The organism is Corynebacterium sp. (assembly GCF_030152825.1).
Taxonomy (GTDB): Bacteria; Actinomycetota; Actinomycetes; order Mycobacteriales; family Mycobacteriaceae; genus Corynebacterium.
On the sequence record NZ_JASLIP010000052.1, the window covers coordinates 1 to 16,987 of the forward strand.

At 64.2% G+C, this 16,987-nt stretch carries 15 protein-coding genes and 2 pseudogenes; 3 read left to right on the forward strand and 14 right to left on the reverse strand.

Features of this window, described 5'->3' with window-relative positions; genetic code table 11:
- Positions 1-1,084: redox-regulated ATPase YchF (gene ychF, locus Q1V78_RS06260; protein ID WP_300612773.1), on the forward strand; the 1,084-nt coding region annotated here is incomplete at its 5' end.
- 240 nt (positions 1,085-1,324) lie between these two features.
- On the opposite strand, the gene Q1V78_RS06265 is transcribed toward ychF, so the two are convergent.
- The 3 genes and pseudogenes from Q1V78_RS06265 to Q1V78_RS06275 all read right to left on the reverse strand — a co-directional run.
- Complete coding sequence (locus tag Q1V78_RS06265) at positions 1,325-3,217, reverse strand: cation-translocating P-type ATPase (protein WP_300612775.1); 1,893 nt, start codon at positions 3,215-3,217, stop codon at positions 1,325-1,327.
- A complete protein-coding gene (locus Q1V78_RS06270) occupies positions 3,214-3,573 on the reverse strand; it encodes a metalloregulator ArsR/SmtB family transcription factor (protein ID WP_284853036.1) in 360 nt (119 codons plus the stop codon). The genes Q1V78_RS06265 and Q1V78_RS06270 overlap by 4 nt, the downstream gene beginning before the upstream one ends.
- Before the next feature lie 82 nt (positions 3,574-3,655).
- Positions 3,656-4,486 (reverse strand): annotated as a pseudogene (locus Q1V78_RS06275) (LLM class flavin-dependent oxidoreductase); the annotation flags it as partial.
- A 194-nt stretch (positions 4,487-4,680) separates the two neighbouring features.
- Between Q1V78_RS06275 and Q1V78_RS06280 the strand changes: the two are divergent.
- Positions 4,681-5,652: a phosphotransferase gene (locus Q1V78_RS06280; RefSeq protein ID WP_211350532.1), complete on the forward strand. Its 972-nt coding sequence runs from the start codon at positions 4,681-4,683 to the stop codon at positions 5,650-5,652.
- A gap of 90 nt (positions 5,653-5,742) precedes the next feature.
- Here Q1V78_RS06280 and Q1V78_RS06285 read toward each other — a convergent pair whose 3' ends face one another.
- From Q1V78_RS06285 to Q1V78_RS06325, 9 genes and pseudogenes are all read right to left on the reverse strand, one after another.
- Positions 5,743-6,255: a hypothetical protein gene (locus tag Q1V78_RS06285; protein WP_141786424.1), complete on the reverse strand. Its 513-nt coding sequence runs from the start codon at positions 6,253-6,255 to the stop codon at positions 5,743-5,745.
- On the reverse strand, positions 6,206-7,480 hold the full coding sequence (locus Q1V78_RS06290; RefSeq protein ID WP_141783621.1) for a relaxase/mobilization nuclease domain-containing protein: 1,275 nt from the start codon (positions 7,478-7,480) through the stop codon (positions 6,206-6,208). The genes Q1V78_RS06285 and Q1V78_RS06290 overlap by 50 nt, the downstream gene beginning before the upstream one ends.
- Positions 7,477-8,067 (reverse strand): hypothetical protein, encoded by a 591-nt coding sequence (locus Q1V78_RS06295; RefSeq protein ID WP_141783622.1) that lies wholly within the window; start codon positions 8,065-8,067, stop codon positions 7,477-7,479. The genes Q1V78_RS06290 and Q1V78_RS06295 overlap by 4 nt, the downstream gene beginning before the upstream one ends.
- Entirely contained in the window at positions 8,064-10,316 is a 2,253-nt protein-coding gene (locus Q1V78_RS06300; RefSeq protein WP_211350533.1) for an RNA helicase, read from the reverse strand. The genes Q1V78_RS06295 and Q1V78_RS06300 overlap by 4 nt, the downstream gene beginning before the upstream one ends.
- Entirely contained in the window at positions 10,316-10,564 is a 249-nt protein-coding gene (locus Q1V78_RS06305; protein ID WP_141783623.1) for a hypothetical protein, read from the reverse strand. Before Q1V78_RS06305 ends, Q1V78_RS06300 begins: the two co-directional genes overlap by 1 nt.
- A complete protein-coding gene (locus tag Q1V78_RS06310) occupies positions 10,561-10,776 on the reverse strand; it encodes a hypothetical protein (RefSeq protein WP_141783624.1) in 216 nt (71 codons plus the stop codon). The genes Q1V78_RS06305 and Q1V78_RS06310 overlap by 4 nt, the downstream gene beginning before the upstream one ends.
- A 178-nt stretch (positions 10,777-10,954) precedes the next feature.
- Positions 10,955-12,391, reverse strand: coding sequence for a recombinase family protein (locus Q1V78_RS06315; RefSeq protein ID WP_141783625.1), 1,437 nt, complete (start codon positions 12,389-12,391; stop codon positions 10,955-10,957).
- A gap of 46 nt (positions 12,392-12,437) precedes the next feature.
- Positions 12,438-12,683 (reverse strand): annotated as a pseudogene (locus Q1V78_RS06320) (LLM class flavin-dependent oxidoreductase); the annotation flags it as partial.
- A 356-nt stretch (positions 12,684-13,039) separates the two neighbouring features.
- Positions 13,040-13,582 (reverse strand): DUF488 family protein, encoded by a 543-nt coding sequence (locus Q1V78_RS06325; RefSeq protein WP_300612786.1) that lies wholly within the window; start codon positions 13,580-13,582, stop codon positions 13,040-13,042.
- Between the two features lie 612 nt (positions 13,583-14,194).
- On the opposite strand from Q1V78_RS06325, the gene Q1V78_RS06330 reads away from it, so the two are divergent.
- A complete protein-coding gene (locus Q1V78_RS06330; protein ID WP_070757479.1) occupies positions 14,195-14,635 on the forward strand; it encodes a YtoQ family protein in 441 nt (146 codons plus the stop codon).
- A gap of 28 nt (positions 14,636-14,663) precedes the next feature.
- Here Q1V78_RS06330 and Q1V78_RS06335 read toward each other — a convergent pair whose 3' ends face one another.
- Together Q1V78_RS06335 and Q1V78_RS06340 are read right to left on the reverse strand one after the other, a co-directional pair.
- Positions 14,664-15,017 carry an ATP-binding protein gene (locus Q1V78_RS06335; protein ID WP_300612789.1) on the reverse strand — a complete coding sequence of 118 codons (354 nt, stop codon included), beginning with the start codon at positions 15,015-15,017 and terminating at the stop codon, positions 14,664-14,666.
- A gap of 973 nt (positions 15,018-15,990) precedes the next feature.
- Positions 15,991-16,872 carry a 3-hydroxyacyl-CoA dehydrogenase gene (locus Q1V78_RS06340; protein WP_300612791.1) on the reverse strand — a complete coding sequence of 294 codons (882 nt, stop codon included), beginning with the start codon at positions 16,870-16,872 and terminating at the stop codon, positions 15,991-15,993.
- Between the last annotated feature and the right edge of the window lie 115 nt (positions 16,873-16,987).

The window sequence follows — 16,987 nt, forward strand, 5'->3', positions numbered from 1 at the left end:
GTCTCTCACCCTTGGAATCGTTGGTCTGCCGAACGTCGGAAAGTCCACCCTCTTTAACGCGCTGACCCGCAACGACGTGCTGGCGGCGAATTACCCCTTCGCCACGATCGAGCCGAACGAGGGCCTGGTGGAGCTGCCGGATCCGCGCCTGAATCGCCTGGCGGAGATCTACGGCTCTGAGCGTATCCTCCCAGCCACTGTCACTTTCGTGGATATCGCCGGCATCGTGAAGGGCGCATCCGAGGGCGAGGGCATGGGCAACGCCTTCCTGGCCAACATCCGCGAGGCCGACGCGATCTGCCAGGTGGTGCGCGCCTTCACCGACGACAACGTCATCCACGTCGACGGCAAGGTCGACCCGGCCAGCGACATCTCGGTTATCAACACCGAGCTGATCCTCGCCGACCTGCAGACCCTGGAGAAGGCCCTGCCGCGCCTGGAGAAGGAAGCGCGCAAGGATAAGGACGTCGCCGACACGGTCGAGGAGGTTAAGAAGGCCCAGGCAGTCCTCGAGGACGACCGCACCCTCTTCGCCGCCTCGAAGAGCGGTGAGGTCGACTTGGATCTGCTCCGTGAGCTGCACCTGATGACCGCCAAGCCTTTCCTCTACGTGTTCAACTCCGACGAGGACGTCCTCACGGATGACGCGAAGAAGGACGAGCTGCGCAAGCTGGTCGCCCCGGCTGAGGCTGTATTCCTGGATGCCCAGAGCGAGACCGACCTGCTGGAGCTGGACGAGGAGGATGCCGCGGAGCTTCTGGCTGCGGTGGGTCAGAACGAGCCGGGCCTGCAGACCCTGGCCAAGGCTGGTTTCGAGACCCTCGGCCTGCAGACTTACCTGACCGCCGGCCCGAAGGAGGCCCGCGCCTGGACGATCCACCAGGGCGATACCGCACCGAAGGCCGCCGGCGTGATCCACTCCGATTTCGAGCGCGGCTTCATTAAGGCCGAGATCGTCAGCTTCGAGGACCTCGACGCGCTCGGCTCCATGGCCGAGGCCCGCGCGGCGGGCAAGGTCCGCCAGGAGGGCAAGGAGTACGTCATGGTCGACGGCGACGTCGTGGACTTCAAGTTCAACGTCTAACGCCGGGCGTTAATGACGCTTCGCGTTATTGGGGGGTAGGTTAAAGCGCGGTCCGTTCGTTCGCCGACGCAGCCGCCGCCGGATTCTCGGCGGCGAGTCCGTCCCGAATCTCGGGGGCATCCCCCCCATCTGCGATAGCTTGAGCGAGCTCGACCACGACCAGACGACGCTTGGTCCCTGACCAGCTCAATCCTTCCAAGATCCGCGCTGGAGAGCCAGCGCGCTGGGCGAAGGTGTGTCTCAGCGTTTCGCTCGTGCAGCCCGCAGGCCGTTCAAGATCACGATGACTTCGGCGACTTCGTGTACCAACACGACGGCGGCCAGGCCCAGTACACCGCTGATCGCCAGTGGCATCAACACGATGATGATGGCCAGAGACAGCACGATGTTTTGGTTGATGATCCTGCTGCCTCGGCGGGCGTGCTGCAGCGCCTGCGGGATCAGTCGGAGGTCGTGGCCAGTGAAGGCGACGTCAGCGGACTCGATCGCGGCGTCAGAGCCGGTTGCTCCCATCGCAATGCCCACCGTTGCGCCCGCCAGTGCCGGCGCGTCGTTGATGCCGTCGCCGATCATCGCCGTCGGCGTCTTGGAGGAGAGTTCGGCGACGATGCTTGCCTTGTCCTCCGGTCGCAGCTCGGCGCGCACGTCGTCGATTCCGGCGATTTCAGCCAGCGCCCGGGCGGTGCGAGTGTTATCGCCGGTGAGCATGCTCACTTCCACGTCGTTGTCGTGCAGGGACTGCACGGCATCGGGCACCTCGGGCCGCAACTCGTCGCGCACCCCGATCGCCCCGGCGAGAGCGTCATCGACGGTGACTAGGACGCAGGTCTGGCCTTCGGACTCCATGCGCTCAACGTCCGCCTTCAGTGGCCCGGCGTCGATCCACCGGGGGCTGCCGACCAGCACCCGTCGGCCTTCGACGGTGCCGCCGATGCCATGACCGGCTTCTTCGCTGATATCCAAGGCGGTGGGCGCTTCGGGCTCCGCTGCCACGATCGCCGCGGCGAGGGGGTGCGTCGATTGCTGCTCAACCGCCGCCGCGAAGGAAAGCATCTGCGCCCGATCGAATCCGTCTGCCGGGACCACTCCGGTAACCTCGGGCTGGTTGCGGGTAAGGGTTCCGGTCTTGTCTACCGCTAGGTGACGGATGCCGCCGAGTCGCTCGAACGCCGCGCCGGACTTGATGACTACTCCGAACTGGCTGGCCGCGCCGATCGCGGCCACGACCGTCAGCGGCACGGAGATTGCCAGCGCGCACGGCGATGCTGCGACCAGGACCACCAACGCGCGGGTGATCCACGTCTCGGGGTCGCCCAGCAGCGAGCCGATCACGCCGACCAGCACCGCCAGGATCATCACCCCGGGCACTAGGGGTTGGGCAATCCGGTCGGCGATCCGGGCGCGGTCGCCCTTTTCCGCCTGCGCCTGCTCGACCAGGTCCACGAGTGTGGTCAGCGAGTTGTCCGTTCCAGCTGCGGTCGTCTCGACCTCCAGCACGCCGGCGGAGTTGATTGCTCCCGCGGGCACCTCGTCGCCGGGCGCAACCTCCTCCGGGATGGATTCTCCGGTGATCGCTGAGGTGTCAAGGCTGGAGCGCCCAGACCGAATGATGCCATCCGTGGCGATCCGCTCTCCGGGGCGCACGAGCATCAGCTCGCCAGCCACGAGGTCCTTCGCCGCGACCTCAACCGCCGTACCGTCGCGCAGCACCGTCGCGGTCTGCGGTACCAATTTCAACAGTGCCCGCAGTCCGCCCTGGGCCCGGTCCATCGCCTTGTCTTCCAGAGCCTCGGCGATCGAGTACAGGAACGCTAGCGCCGCGGCCTCTCCGACGTAACCGAGGATTACCGCGCCGACCGCGCTGATCGTCATCAGCAAACCAATGCCGAGCTTGCGCTTCGTGGCAAGATTCCGGATAGCGCCGGGCGCGAACGTATACGCCCCTAGCAGCAGGCCGACCCAGAACAGTACTGTCGCGGGTGTCTCTAGCCCGGACCAGCCCAGTGCCAGGCCTATGCAGAGGGCTACGCCGGAGAAGATCGGCAGTAGCAACTCGGGGTCCTTCCACCATGGCCGATCGAGATCTTCGATCTCCGTGGCTGGTTCGTGTTCGCATCCACATGCTGAACTCATGCGTCCGCTCCTTTTCCGTCGCAGCCGGGCACCGAGCACTCAGGGTCGATGCACGGGGCGTTTTCGTCGACAGCCAACGTCGCGTTCACTAGCGCGTTGAGCGCTGTCGCGAGGTGCGGATCGGCGATTTCGTAGCGTGTCTTGCGGCCCTCCGGCTCGGCGACGACGATGCCGCAGTCACGCAAGCAGGTCAGGTGGTTCGAGACGTTCGAGCGGGTCAGGCCCAGGTCGCGCGAAAGTACGGCCGGGTAGCTCGGGCCGTCGAGTAGGGTGATCAGGATTCTGGAGCGCGTCGGATCCGCCATGGCCCGGCCGAGCCGGTTCATGACGTCGAGGCGTGAAGCAATGGTCAGCATATGCTGAACTATATAGTAAATACTGAACTATTCAACACGCACTGAACTGACATTGAAGCGAAGAGCTTGCGACCTGCAGGAATTAGTCGATGGGATAGCCGGTAACTGGGCCTTCGTGATTCGGATGCCAACCCAACGCGGGGGCGACATGCGTGGCGAAGTTGTCCAAGATCTTCACGTTGACGTCCACGCCCATTCCGGTGGGGATGGTGATGAGTAGGGTGTCGGCGGACATGACGGCGGCGTCGGCTTTGAGTTGCTCAATGAGCTTGTCCGGCTCGGCGGCGTAGGTGCGGCCGAAGGTGGAGGCGCCGACGTCGGGAAGCATGCCCACCTGATCGGAGCCGGAGGCCTGCATGCCGAACAACTGCATGTCCGCGCCGTCGACGATGGGGAAGACGGAGCGGGACACCGACACGCGCGGCGTCCAATCGTGACCCGCCTTCTTCCACGCGGCGCGGTAGCGGCTGATCTGATCCGCCTGGATTTCGCCCAGGGTCTCGGCGGTGGTCTCGGAGACCAGGGTGGAGGACATCAGGTTGAGCCCGTCCTTGGCGGTTTGCTCGGCAGAAGCGTGGGTGCCGGAGCCGTAGAAAATGTGCTTACGCAGCTCGGGCACCATGGGGAAGACCGGCAGGGCGGAGCCGGGCTGGAACATGTTGGGGTACTGCCGGTCCAGCGGTGCGGCGGTGGCGAATCCGTTGCCGTCCACCGCAGCCATGAACGCCTCGAGGTGGGCTCGTGCCACGTCCGCGCCATTGGGCGCTTTACCCTTGTAGCCGAAGGCCTCCCAGCCGCGGTCAGCCACCTCGGGGGCGCCGCGCGAGACGCCCAGGGCCACGCGGCCACCGGAAATTTGGTACAGCGACGCGGCCTCTTCGGCGAGGTAAAGCGGGTTTTCGTAGCGCATATCTCTGCTGTAACACCGGCTATCGGACTGGCTTCGCATCCTTCTCCACCTGTAACGACAACATCAGCTTCGGTAATCGCTCGGGGTCAGCATCGTACGTAGGTGCACCCTCATTGAGAGGTCGTCGACTTGGGGGGCAGGTTCCGCTCACCGCGTTCAGTGCCAGCAGAACCCTACGTCCTGGACTCTGATTTGAGATGATGGATGGCATGGATGATGGAGACTCTGGTGCCCCGCTGGAAGTGATGGATCGACTCATCGCGGCTTCAGGCTTGCCTGCTCCTGTCTCAGTCCAAACGATTGACAGCGACGGCAATGGGCTAGACAACAGGCTGATGAGGGCCGAATTGACCGATGGCCGCATGGTAGTCATGCGGCAGAGCCGAGTGGCTACCACGTCACCGCGTCGGCGAGTCGACTTCCTGCGCGCCAACGGCATCAACACACCGAAGCTCTTTGCATCTGATGACGCTGGAGCCGCACTTTGGGAGTACATCTCCGGTCAAACACTGGCCGATTCAGTCGCGAACGGTACAGCGGACCGCACGGCATGGCGAAGGACCGGTGCTGCCCTGGCCGAATTGCACGCCGTCACATTTCCCGCCTCACTTGAGGGAACAATCGATGCAGATTCTTTGAGCCTACGAACTACCGATCCGGTCGAGAGTTTGCTCGACAACCTCGCTGCTAGCGGTCCATGGGTCGAGAAGCATCGTCCGCGACTGCGCGGTGCTCTCGAACACGTGAGGTGCTTTATCGCTGACCGGGCGACTCAGATCCGTACCGCCCGACCGAGCGTGCTTCATGGCGACGTCAACCTGCTGAACATCGTCGTCAACGAAGACGAAGCGCGGCTGATCGACTGGGATTTCCCACGTGTTGGCCAGCCCCTGGCCGAACTCTCCGCACTTGATGAGCACGCTTACCTCCACGGACTCGACGGTCTCCCTTCTTCGTTCTTCGAGGGGTACGACCGCCCCGTGCCTCGTGACCTGCTCCTGGCCTACCGAATCGTCGGATGCATCGGATGGCTCGCCAGTGGTGACTGGGAGGAGTGGGACCGTGCTCCAGAGCTCCCAGACGCGGCTCGGTCGCGCTTGGACAAGTGGCACCAGCGTCTACTCGACTGGTCGATTGGAATACCCGAGGTAATCACTACGCTCCGGTGATCAAGACTAGCCATCTGAATGACATAGGCCCAGGTCGAGCCACTCGAGCTCGCCTTCTTGGCTCACGCTGCACAGCAGGAGAAGCGCCAGTCACCCGCGCCCCCGCCAGGTCTCTACGAGGCCGGCGACCCAGCGGGCGGACGCGAAGAGCCCGTAGCCGGCCCCGGCGATGCCCACGGCGACCACGAGCCAGCGCCCGATGCCGAGCCACACGCTCCCGTCCACGTCCAGCGCCCACTGCGTGCCTGTGATGAGCCCGGCGATGCCCATCCAGAGCCCGGCGACGACCACGGCGACCGGCAGGAGGGCGAGGCACATCGCGGCGGCGGCACTCCAGAGCTGACGCGCTTCGAGCTTCGCTGTGGCGGCGATGATCCGCTCGGCCCAGGCGTTCGAGGCGTCGAGCTTCGCCGTGACGACCTGTCCTGCCTCCCCGGCGACCTGCTCGACGGCCTTCGCGACCCGATCCTCGGTCCGTTTCTCGATGCGCTGCACCGCGCCGCCGACCTGGCCCACGAGCTTCTGGTTCGCAGCCGCCTGCGCCTTGAGCCCGTCAATCGCCGAGGCCGTAGCCGCGTGATTCTTCTGCGCTTCGGCGATCAAACTCTGCGAGGCGGCGCTCAGCCGCTTCCCGTCGAGACTCTTCACGAACTCGCTGAGCGTGCTCTCGATCTCGCTCAGCCTGCTCTCGACGCTCTCGATCTGCGGAGGCATGCCGACGGACTGCTGCGAGGTCGACGCCCGGTCGATGCGCTTCGCCAGCTCCTCGTCCATGACCTTCACGAAGCCCGCCAGCTTCTTCTGCTGCTCGGCCAGCCGGTCGATCCTCGCGTTCTGCGCCTCGACGGCGGCGAGGATCGAGGTCAAGGTCTCCATCATGTCCGGACTGCCAAGCTGCTGCGGCGATCCGCTCTGCTCGTTCTGCTGCTTCAGCCTGTCGAGCGCTGCGCTCATGTTCCTGCTCCTTCTGCTGCTGGTGGTAGTCGAAGAACGCCTGCGCGCCCTCCGGCGTGAAATCTGCCGAGAGTGCGCTCGTGCGCTTGCGGCGCTCGGCGCGCCCGGACTCGCCCCTGCGGTCCTCGATGTAGAGCGTCCAGGTCTCCTTGCCGACGTTCTTCCCGCGCTTGCTCACGGCGGTGTGCAGCCGCATCCGCGGCACCCGGTCGCCGTCATCGCCGAGCTGCTGGTTCTGCTCCGCGATCACCGCTTCGAGACCGGCCTTGTCCGTCGCGCGGGGATCCGCCAGGGCGGCACTCATCCGGTCGCCCATCTCGCGGTCGAGGCCACCCTCAGCGAAGTCCTCGCGGCGCAGCTCCCAGTCCTTCGGCGCGTGCTCCAGCCGCTTCACGACCGAGAGCCCGTGCTCGCGCATCAGCTCATCGTTCGCCGTCTGCACGCCCTTCTGGTTCCCGGCCTTGCGGTCGTGGAACGTCCGGTAGTCCGAAAGGGCCCTACCCGTCTCGTTGTTGTGGTTGATGACGAGGACGTGGTTGTGGGCCTTGCCGCCGCGACCATCGGTGTGGGTGACCACGAGGCAGTCGGAGCGCGGGTGCATCTTCTTCGCGAACTGGTAGCCCAGATCGTTCACCCGCTGCACGTCCTCCGGCCTCGTCGGGTCGAACTCCTCGTCGCTGAACGACTGGCGGTAGTGCAGCGCCTCGACATCCCGCTTGGTGTTCTGCGTGAGTGCCTGGGCGCGGCGCGCGAACGCGCCGGGGCCTCCCGGCACGTCGCACGTGACCGCGACCCCACGCTCGTCCCCCTTGCCTCGGATGTAGCGCTCCGTATCGGCGGCGCTGGCGCTCGGGCTGTAGTGCGTGGTGCTCATGAGGCCGTCCGATCCCCGAGCAGCTCGCGGACCTCGCGCAGCAGCTCGATCAGCTCGGGCACTTCCGCAGAGAGCGCCACGGGCTCACCGGCTCGTGCGCGGCGGTCGAGGTCGTTGACGTTGATCGCGAGCGGGCGCACCTTAGCGGCCAGCTCGCGGGCATCCGCCGAGGCCTGCACGTGCGCCTCGACCCCGAGCAGGTGCGCGGCCACTGCGGCGTCCAGTTCCTCGCTCCGAGAGGCATGGAGCGCATCACGCACGACGGTCCGCACCCACGTGCTCGGAGCCAGTCCGAGCCGCTTCGCACGAGTGCGAAGCGCCCCGAGCGTGGCGTCATCGAAGCGGGTATCGAGCCGCCCGCCGCTGCCACGACGACGCTTCGCGCCGCCGTGACTCTGGCGCACAGCCTCCGCATCAGCCCGACCGGTGTTCACCTGGGAGTCGGCCTGCTGCTCCACCTGTACGCCAGAGTGGCAAGCAGTAGCCCCGTCGGACACATCGCTGGCGCTCGTGTCCTCCGGAGCTGCTTGCGAGGGGCCTCCGGCCCCCTCGACCCCCTGGAAGAGCGCGTCCAGTTCGGTGCTCATCGCGCACCTCCCACGACCAGCAGACCGCCGTTCGCGCGAAGGCGCGCAACCTTCGCATCGAGCGCCTTCTGCTTTGCCTCAACACGGCGCTGGCGCTCGTCCTCGGAAAGCGCCGGGCACTCGTCACCGTGCCGCGCGTAGACGCCCGCCTGCGGGGTAGCACAGGTGCAGAGCCTCAGCTCGCGGTTGTGCTCCTCCAGCTCGGCGAGCCGCTTGCGCTGCTGCTGCTCGACGATCTCCCGGTCACGCTTCGCAGCCTCTTCGGCGGCGGAGATCTCCTCAGCACTCGGCTGGATCGGCTGACCGACTCCGGCGAACTCCGCGAACAGATCGTCTCCGTCGATCGCGTCCAGCTTGGGGCGGGCGATCCGGTCGTGCTGCTCCACGATCGGCGCGACCGTGCGCGCCTCGATCTCCCCGCGAACGCGCTGCCGCTCCGCCGTGTCCTTGATCGCCTTGCACCTGCGTGCCAGCAGCTCCAGATCCTGGCGCATATGCTCGTACCGCTCGTAGCTCTGGTACTCGCGGGTGCCATTAAGCACGCCGGAGTTCACGAAGATCGAGAACTCGCGCTCGGCGACCGGGATGATCACCGGGAAGCGGCGGAATCCCTGCCCGAGGTTCTCCGCTTCGTGCTTGACCCGCACGCCGCCCTGCATCGACTCGTACTCACCCGCCAGGCCGCGGAGGAACTCCTCGTAGCCCTCCGGCCCCGTCACGATGTTCACCCGGTTGATCAGCTGCGTCTTCGAGCCCTTGATGTTCACGATCGGCTTCTCGTCCGGCTCGCGCCACGGGCCGAGGATGCGGAAGAGCATGCCGCGGCTCTTCGCCGTGCGGATCATGTCGCCGACGCGCATGTCCTCCCAGATCACCACCGGCTCGCCGTCGTACCCCTCCCACGAAACGTTCTCGCCGCCTACCTTGAAGTATGGCTTGTCCGCCCCTGGAGCCAGGGCGCGAGCGAGCGCCTTCGCGAGCAAGTCCTTGCCCGTGCCGCCCTCGCCGAACACGTAGAAGTTCATGACCGACTCCGGCGCGTCCTGGTACGAGAGGAAGTCGCCGCGCAACTTCTGGAAGTGCGCCAGGTTGCCCTTCGCGAAGTAGATCGCGGGCTCCTGATCACGGACCTGCTTCAGTGTCAGCGAGCCCTTGCCCACAGCCTGGAAGAGCTTGCTGAGCTTCGCGCCACCGCCACCCTCAGCGGCATTGCGGCGCATCGCCATGTGCGCATCCAGCTCCCGGCCGAAGTCGAAGTTCGCGACGATCCGCCCCCGGCCGTACTGGTACTTACCGGGCTTGCCCTCCTGCGTCTTGTCCACGAGGTAGTGCCGATCCGACTGGTGGATACCGGGGATGGCGTCCTTCCCGCGCGACTCATGCGGCAGGTACTCGCTGAGGTCGAAGAACGCCTTCTCCGCAGCGCCGCGGCCCTTGTGCTCGGTTCCGTCCTGCTCCGCGGTCTCCTTCGGCGGCTTCACGCGAGCCGAGGGAATCGAGAACGCATCGGAGACCGTGCGGATCGTGGGGCGCGGACCCTCCGCGTCGGCGACCCACAGCACCATGTGCGCGTGCAGGCCCTTGATTCCGCAGCACACCGTCTCGCCGGTGCCTTCGTCCACCTCGACCAGGCGGTCATGCGGGTGCCACACGTAGGCCCAGCGATGCAGGCGATCGCCCAGCACCGCGAGCCCCTCGTCGAGCTGCTCCTGCGTGAGCATGACCTCGCCGGTCTCCGGGTGCTCGCGGTACTGCATCACCGAGAACACCCGCGACTGCATCCGGGCGCGCTTCACCTGCTCCGCGCTCTCCGCAGCCTTCGCACGGGCGAAGAACTCCTTCGCCTCGGCGACCTGCGCGGGCGTGGACTCGACAACGAAGGGCTCTACCTCATCGCTGGGATCGGCCCCCGGCACGTCCAGCTCGGCATAGTCCACGACTGCAACTGCGGTGGGCGCCTGTGCAGCCGTTTCCGAAACGGATGCGCGGCCACCCAAGGAGGGCCGCGCATGCTGATCGGCGTTGGTTCCCAGGTCAGAGGTGAGATCAGTGGTCGTGCTGGAGGCGTCGAACTTGATCGTTGCAGCCGTATAGCCGTTTCCTGCGAAATCTTGCTCGGCTGCACGAACGTGGTTCCCGTCGTCCGAATTGGCGACGGGCAGCCCGGCTCCGCCGGGTGCCAGGCCAGGCCCTCCGGGCGGGGTCAGGTCGGCGGGAGCGGTGCTGCTGGTGCGATCCGTGAGACTCATCAGCGCTCACCGCCCTTGCGGTAGCGCTTGATGACGGCCTGGTGGGTGACGCCGAGGGCGTCGCCGATCTTCGCCCAAGTCACGCCCTCGGTGCGGGCGCCGGCGACAGCGATCTCGACGGCCTCTTCCAACACGGAGCGAAGCACGCCGAGGTCGTAGAGGCGAGCCTCGGTATCGGCGAGGGAAGGGTCTCCCTGACGCCAGCGGAACGCATCGACGTGATCGAAGGCGGCAGTGTTGGCGCTCATCGGGCACCACCCATCACGGCGGCGACCGCGGCGCGCTGGCGCGGGGTCAGCGGGGTGCGGGCCAGTCGCTGACCAGCTACGCGGCCAGCTTCGCGAGCGGCTACGACTGCGGGGTCGAGGCCGTGGGCCTTCTTGGCGGGTGCGGTGCTCCGGTCAGGAACGGAGCAGTGGGGCGCAGATGCGCGAGAAGAGTCGATAACGACGGTAGACACTGGAAGTCCTCATGCTTGAACCTCCGGTTCCCCGCCACGGTAGTTGGGCTGTTTGACCGGCTGCTCATCCGGGAGTAGTACCGCCAGCTTCTAAGTCTGGCCCCCGGTGGGATCTTCTTGTCTGCAACCATTCTCCCATGACTCGACTCACCATTGCAATGATGAGTCGAGTCATGAGTCAGTCGCGTCTCGGCTCGATCCGAATGAGGTCGGGGTCGAACTTCACGTGACCAGGAACGATGGGCTCGATCGTCACCGTCACCAGCTCATCCACGAGCATCCGGCGGCGGTCCACGTCCAACGCCTTCCACTTCGACTCGACCACCTCGCGGCGTTCCGCGGTGCCGACCGGCTCGTCCACCTCCGCGAGCAGCTTCGCCGCCACCGACACCGAGCGGTCGAGCAGCTCCGCGTCGATCTCGTCGATGCGTGCCTTCACGTCGTTGATCGCCGCCGTGATCTCCAGGACCGGCTGGTGGATGTCGCGCAGCAGCGGACTCAGCTCCTTCACGCGTTCGACCAGGGCGTTCCGCTCAGTCAGCAGTTCTTCGCGGTCGGGCCCGGCGTCTTCCTGGGGCATCACGAGGTCGTGCACGTCCACCGAGGACAGACGGGTGAGCACCGCCTCGGCGACCATCGCATCGACGGGCTCGCGCTGGCGGGTCAGGTGGAACTTTTCGCCGCAGCGGTACGTCGGGTGCTTGCGGCTGTTCGTCCCCGAGACGAGCGTCGCGCCGCACTTCCCACACAGTCCGATCGTGGACAGAAGGTACTTCGGCTGATTGCCCTGCCTCGCCGACCTCCGCACATTGTCCTCCAGCTTCGCCACCGCGGCCCGCCACGTCTGCTCGCTCACGATGGGCGGGAACATCCCGTCCTGCACCGGGTACAGCTCGCCCGAGGCGTAGTGCTTGATGTAGCCAGCGTATTGCGGATTCGCCAGCAGGTAGCGCACGGCATCGACGGAGAACTCCGACCCGCGGGCAGTGCGGTGACCAGCGCGGTTCAGGTCCTCGCGGATGCGGCGGATCGACAGCGACGGCTCACCGAGGAACGCATCGAACGCCCGCCGAACGGCCTCAGCCTCATCCTCGATCAGTTCACCCTCCCTCGTCCAGCCGAATGCCTTCCACGTGGACGCCGGGATGCCCTCGGCTCGGCGACGCTCGTTCGACCTGATCTGACGTTCAGCCTTGCGCCGTGCCTCGAACCGGGCCAACGCGGCGAGCATCGTCGCCCGGAACTCGCCGTCGGCCGTAGAGAGGTCGATCTCGCCGTCCACCGTGACGACCCTCAGGCCGAGGTCGATCAGCGTGTTCAGATCCTTCGTGCTGCGCAGCAGCCGGTCCATGTCCACCGCGACCACCATCGAGAACCGGCCAGCCTTGGCGTCCTCCAGCATCTCGGCCCAGCGCGTGCCAGCACGGCGCTTCTTCGTCGCCGACACTGCGTTATCCTCGTAGACCTCGACCACATTCCAGTCCTTGGCCTCGGCGAGCGCCCTGATCTTCCGCAGTTGCGTATCGACCGTCCAGCGGTCGCCCTTGCGGTCCATGGAGGCGCGGACGTATGCCGCCACCTCGTTCGTCTTCCTCAGCGCTACCAGTTCGACCATGTAACCAAGCTTACGCGAACGAGTGTTTCAACCTCGATATGCACTAGCGCATGTCGATGACACCGGTGCCTACCTCGATGTGTTTGGTGGTGGCCGCGACAGCGCCCAGCAGCGGCATCGGGGCGGAGGCCTGCGGCACGAAGTGGTGGACACGGAAGGACGCGTTGTTCACGCCGATTTCGTCCGCAGCCTGGGCGATCTCCAGATGAGTCTTGGCGATCTTTTCCGCAGATGGCCCGTGCTGGCCATCGAAGGCGTAATGCCCGAAGCTTAAGAATCCGAACGCTTTCATTGGATAACACTCCTTTTGATGGTGTTAACGAGAAGGTAACTTTGCAACGAGATACCGTGGACTTCAAGCTCGACGTCTAGGGTCGTGGCAAGTCGGTGGCACGTTTTTCAATTCGACGCTTTGGGGCACTACCGGGGTCCCCGGTGGTCTTCTTAGATTGCGCGGTTCAGTTTTCCTAACCTAAAGCTCGTTTGAGCGTGCTATCCGCTGATGTGCCTCCGATGCTGCTGCTCATAAGCTACCGGGCGCCCCATCAATACAAGGCGTAGGTCGCGCCTGAGGTCAGGTCGAGGAGGATGCCGTGGCTGACTGAGTCGTAGTCCGAGTTTCCGCACCCCTGGCCTCTGGTGGACGCGCTAGCCCCGTTCGGGGTAGCGCACGAGGAGATCGTTGCCGATGACTGCGCCGTCGTTGAGCGTTGCTTCGCTCACCTTCGCCCCGGCTGCACCCAGGCCCATAATGTGGCCAACCTCGTCACCGTGGGCGATGAGATGGTCGGCGATGATACGCCGGTGGCAGCGCCACCACACCGCCTCGGAGCACATGATCGCGGTGGGGGTTTCGGCGGCGTTCGCTCGTAGCTGCGAGATCGCGTCCGAGAACTCTCCTCCCAGAGCATGGTCGGCGTAATTGTGGAAGCTGCGGTTACGCCAGTTACCGTTAACCTCAAACGGTACCGAGTGGGACACGTTGCGTCGCCCGGTGAGGCCCTCGCTTCTGCTGTAAGTGATGCCACATGTGGGAAGGTGTTCGGCAAGGTGGTCGTCGTTGAACCACGGGTACTTTCTGGACCCGGGCAGCTTGCGTACATCCACGATGGATGTCACACCGGCAGCCTTGATCATTTCAACGAAGTCCTCGAACTCGAGGTTGGAGTGGCCCACGGTGAAAATGCGCATGTCGCCGATGTTACGCGCCAAGCGGGTACACCCACATCGGCGTCCAGGTATCGTGCATCGGCAGGTGGACGGAGTGGTAGAACGCGGGGGTGGCCGACAGGATGTTTGATGCATTCGCGCCCGCCTTTGCGCGGTATAAATCCTATTTACGGCCGAGCGTTTCGCACGGACCGTTCGGTTAAGTATCAATGGTTCGCTTGGGCGACACCGGAAGCCTGAATTAACCGCATGTGGGGCGAGCCCCATGTATGTCTTGTTAAAGGACGCTGCTGCACGAGGAGCGGGGCGAAGGCTACCTGGTGCGCACTCGATGTTTGTCCAACATAGCGGGGTGTGGTGGTTTCTAGCTGCTATTCACGAATGAGAAGGTGGCTTTCCAACGACACGTCGTGGATTCAAGTTCAACGTCTAGGGGGGGGCTGACGTACCGCCCCTCGCAACTGCCTAGCATCGGCACTACTGGGCCGCGCCGGAGGGCTTGCCCGTCGCCGAGGAACCGAAGGCAACGCCATCGTTCTCCGGCGCGACGAGAGCTATCCAATTGGGGATTAATGCTCCCTATAAACGCGTAAACTTCAAGGTCAACGTCAAAAACCGTAAGGAGAAAAAGCCTTGAGCTTCAACGTGTACCTGTCCGGCGAGATTCACACCGACTGGCGCGAAGAGATCCAGCGCGGCGCGGAGGCCGCCGGGCTCGACGTCGTATTCACCGCGCCGGTGACCGACCACCCCGCCAGCGACGCCGCCGGCGACCACCTCGGCGAGGCGCCCGCGGGCTTTTGGCGCGATCACCAGTCCTCGAAGGTCAACTCCATCCGCACCCGCACCTTGATCGAGAAGGCCGATATGGTCGTCGTCCGCTTCGGGGACCAGTACAAGCAGTGGAACGCTGCTTTCGACGCGGGCTACTGCGCGGCACTGGACAAGCCTTATGTCACCCTCCACGGTGAGGACATCGTCCACCCACTCAAGGAAGTCGACGCCGCCGCGCAGGCGTGGTGCACCACCACCGACCAGGTCGTAGAGATCCTGCGTTACGTGCTCGAAGCCTAAGAGAGCGCCCGAAAGCTGCGCTGTTCTATTAAGCAGGCAGGCGCAGCGTCACGGCGAGCCCACCTTCAGCCCGCGGAGTCAGTTCCACCGAACCGCCGTGGGCTTTCGCAATTGCATCGACGATCGCCAGCCCCAGGCCTTGACCGCCGCCCGCGGTCCGCTGCGCCCGGGCGAAGGGCTCCACCCACGTGTGGACCTCCGCCGCGTCCAGCTTAGGCCCGTCGGACTCCACGGTGATCTCCGCGTTCCGGTCCACCTGTGCGACCGCGAGGGAAGGATCCTCGCCGTGGGTGAGCCCGTTGCCCACCATGTTCTCCACCGCCTGGCGCACAAGGGTGGGGGAGGCGGCCACGGTGACCTGCTCGGCTGTCACCGGAGCCATGTCTTTGAAATGACTTACACCAAATAGCGCGTAAGGCTTGCTTAGGGTCGACCTGATTTGCTCACCCATATTGGGCACGAATATCAGAGCCGCGTTACGCGAGCTATGGTGTTAGGCATCCGCTATTAACGGCGATGGCTAGTGACCGCCGTTATTAGTGACTTCAAACCATATGAAACTAGACGTCCTGGCGAAGAGCGACTTCGCTGTGCGAGATACGGCTGTTCGTTGTGATCGTGGATCCTATGAAGCATCGGGTATGGCGACCGGCATAGATGCCCGGACAAAATACCTACCGTCTCCAGGCAGCGACATTATCCAAGGGGAAATTGTGGTTGCTTTTGCGCCCAGTGATCGTTGCATGGAAAGACAAGGAGAATTCTCTGAGTGTTTCGGAGTTTATTCTACCACTGCGTCAATAGAGTGTTGATGGAAATCTGCCAGCACATGGGGCTGGTGGCTGCGTCACGCTGTGCTGTGAGGTTTGGGGGCGTGGGCGGAGGTGCCAGAAAGCCTAGGAGCGGTCGCAACGGGGGAAACAAACAACGACGCTTCGCGCCCCTTCTGACTCCCGAAATTTGACACCGCCTGCGGTGTGCAGGAGGTCGGTTTCTCGGCGTGGGGGGTAGGTTGCGGGCACTCAGTTAAGCTACGTGTTCGTCGGTACTTGCGAAATCTCGGACCAGCACAAGGGGCATATGAATAAGGATGGTTGCACTGTGCGGCCCACATGGCAGGGGCAGGGGAGATGAGGCTAGAGCATGGTCGCGGCGGGGACGTAGGGGGTCGGGAGCGTACGAGAATGGACACTGGCGGGGCATAAAGGTTGGAGATACTCATCGAGCTGATTGACGAGGTTTTTACGAGGCTAGACACCGATATCGGCGCCTGGCATTCCACGCTACGACCTGGTTGTTGATTGCGGCGTATCGTTCCCGTTCACGCCGATATTGTCGTTTGGTTGGCTTCGTATTCAGCGCACGATGTTGCCGTTGGCGTCGTAAGTGTAAAAGCCAGCACCGGACTCTTTGCCGGTTTTACCTGCCGCGATCATCGGCTTGATGGTTTCGTCCACGAAGGTCTTCTTCCACTGCGGCGCCTGCTCATCCGACTCGATAACGGCCACTAACGTGCGCAGTCCAACCAGATCCATGATCTCGACAGGGCCACGAGGGGAACCCGTGGAGTTGCGCCAATCTCGGTCGATGTCAGCGGGCTCGGCTATCTCATGATGCAGCAGGTACATGCCTGCACTCAAAAGTGGCACCAGCAGAGTGTTTAGTACGTACCCGGGCTGCTCGCGCTTGAGTGGCACAGGCACCATGTTGATCTCTTCTGCAAACTTCACGGCCTGGTCAATGAACTTCGGGTCTGTGCCTTCGTGCGGCATAATTTCCGCAGTGTTCTGAATCCAGATGTGGTTGGCAAAATGGATAGCCAGGAAGCGCTCGGGTGCACCCGAGGCATCAGCGAACTTGCTGGGCATGAGCGTGGACGTATTCGTGGCGAACATGGTGTTGTCGTCGGCTAGCTCGCCGACCTGTGACCAGACTTGGCGTTTGAGGTCCAGATTTTCCGGGACCGCCTCGATGATGAGGTCGGCTCCTGAAACCGCTTCTTTCAGTTCAGCGGTTTGGGTGAGATTCGCGTAGGCTGCGGCGATGGTGTCGTCATTGGCAGAGTCCAGCTCTTGCTTCATCTGTTGGCTAATAGCTTCGAAGCGCTTCTTTCCTGCGGCGAGCGCCTCTTCGTTGATGTCATAAGAGACGACTTTTTTTCCTGCGAATGCGGAAACGAAAGCGATTTGGGCACCCAAGACACCAGCGCCGAGAACAGTTACATTATTGATTGTCATGTAGCCGACGTTACGCTGTTCCTGCGTGCGATGCCACGACACAGCGCGCCGACCAGATCCAACTCCTGGCGATCCCGGACGTCCACATTCGCCAGGTGCAGCAATGGAGCCACTG

Excerpts from the sequence above, each read along its gene's own strand:
- Q1V78_RS06315 (WP_141783625.1), bottom strand. The coding sequence starts at position 12,391 with ATGGTCGAACTGGTAGCGCTGAGGAAGACGAACGAGGTGGCGGCATAC.
- Q1V78_RS06265 (WP_300612775.1), bottom strand. The coding sequence starts at position 3,217 with ATGAGTTCAGCATGTGGATGCGAACACGAACCAGCCACGGAGATCGAA.
- Q1V78_RS06300 (WP_211350533.1), bottom strand. The coding sequence starts at position 10,316 with ATGAGTCTCACGGATCGCACCAGCAGCACCGCTCCCGCCGACCTGACC.
- Q1V78_RS06295 (WP_141783622.1), bottom strand. The coding sequence starts at position 8,067 with ATGAGCACCGAACTGGACGCGCTCTTCCAGGGGGTCGAGGGGGCCGGA.
- Q1V78_RS06305 (WP_141783623.1), bottom strand. The coding sequence starts at position 10,564 with ATGAGCGCCAACACTGCCGCCTTCGATCACGTCGATGCGTTCCGCTGG.
- Q1V78_RS06325 (WP_300612786.1), bottom strand. The coding sequence starts at position 13,582 with ATGCGCATTTTCACCGTGGGCCACTCCAACCTCGAGTTCGAGGACTTC.
- Q1V78_RS06270 (WP_284853036.1), bottom strand. The coding sequence starts at position 3,573 with ATGCTGACCATTGCTTCACGCCTCGACGTCATGAACCGGCTCGGCCGG.
- Q1V78_RS06340 (WP_300612791.1), bottom strand. The coding sequence starts at position 16,872 with ATGACAATCAATAATGTAACTGTTCTCGGCGCTGGTGTCTTGGGTGCC.
- Q1V78_RS06290 (WP_141783621.1), bottom strand. The coding sequence starts at position 7,480 with ATGAGCACCACGCACTACAGCCCGAGCGCCAGCGCCGCCGATACGGAG.
- Q1V78_RS06335 (WP_300612789.1), bottom strand. The coding sequence starts at position 15,017 with ATGGCTCCGGTGACAGCCGAGCAGGTCACCGTGGCCGCCTCCCCCACC.
- Q1V78_RS06280 (WP_211350532.1), top strand. The coding sequence starts at position 4,681 with ATGATGGATGGCATGGATGATGGAGACTCTGGTGCCCCGCTGGAAGTG.